Origin of the sequence: Mesorhizobium sp. M1A.F.Ca.ET.072.01.1.1, from assembly GCF_004023325.1 — a bacterium.
Taxonomy (GTDB): Bacteria; Pseudomonadota; Alphaproteobacteria; order Rhizobiales; family Rhizobiaceae; genus Mesorhizobium.
Genome location: NZ_RZSF01000687.1, coordinates 1 through 694, shown reverse-complemented (window position 1 = coordinate 694; position 694 = coordinate 1). Strand labels below are relative to the sequence as shown.

The following is a 694-nucleotide window of genomic DNA, read 5'->3' as shown; positions in this document are numbered from 1 at the left end:
CGCCGGCGCCAATCACCCTCGAGCTGCGCTCGGGACCTCCCCCATCGAGGGGGAGGCAGGACCTGCGCCCCAACCGGTTCCTGAGGAGCCGAAGCCCGAACCCGCACCGGACATTCCGCCGGCGCCGGAACCCGTCATCCCGCCGGCACCGGAGCCGGTCGTTCCATCCGAGCCGGAGCCGCTGCCGCAGCCCCAGCCGGAAGAAGAGCCGCGGCCCGCCCCGGAGCAGCCGCAGCCACCGGCACCGGTGGAAGTGCCCGCTCCGCCCGAACCTGCACCTGAGCCGGTGCCCGCGCCGGCACCGCAGGAGGTGCCTGCACCCGCGCCGGCCGAGCCGGAGATCGAGCCTTCGCGTCCGGAGCCGCAGCCGGTGCCGGTGCCCGTCGAAGTGCCGACGACGCCCAGCGAAGTCCCGGCCGAGGCGCCAGCGCCGATCGAAGTTCCACCGGGCGAGGCACCTTCTATCGAGCCATCTTTAGAGGTCGGCGCCGCGCCTCATCCGCCTGCCGGCACCTTCTCCCCGTATAGTGCCGGGGAGAAGGAAGAAGCGCCAACGCCGACGCCCCCTTCTCCCCGTTCTTCACGGGGAGAGGATGAGGGTGAGGCGCAGCGTCAGCCTGCGGAGGATTTGCCGCCACCGGAGCCGGCTCCGCCGGCGGAAGCCCTGCCTCCCATTCGCCAGGCTGCGCCGGTC

At 73.3% G+C, this 694-nt stretch carries 1 pseudogene; it reads left to right on the top strand.

The window, feature by feature from the left end:
- Positions 1 to 310 precede the first annotated feature (310 nt).
- Positions 311 to 694 (top strand): annotated as a pseudogene (locus EOA32_RS39440) (signal recognition particle-docking protein FtsY); the annotation flags it as partial.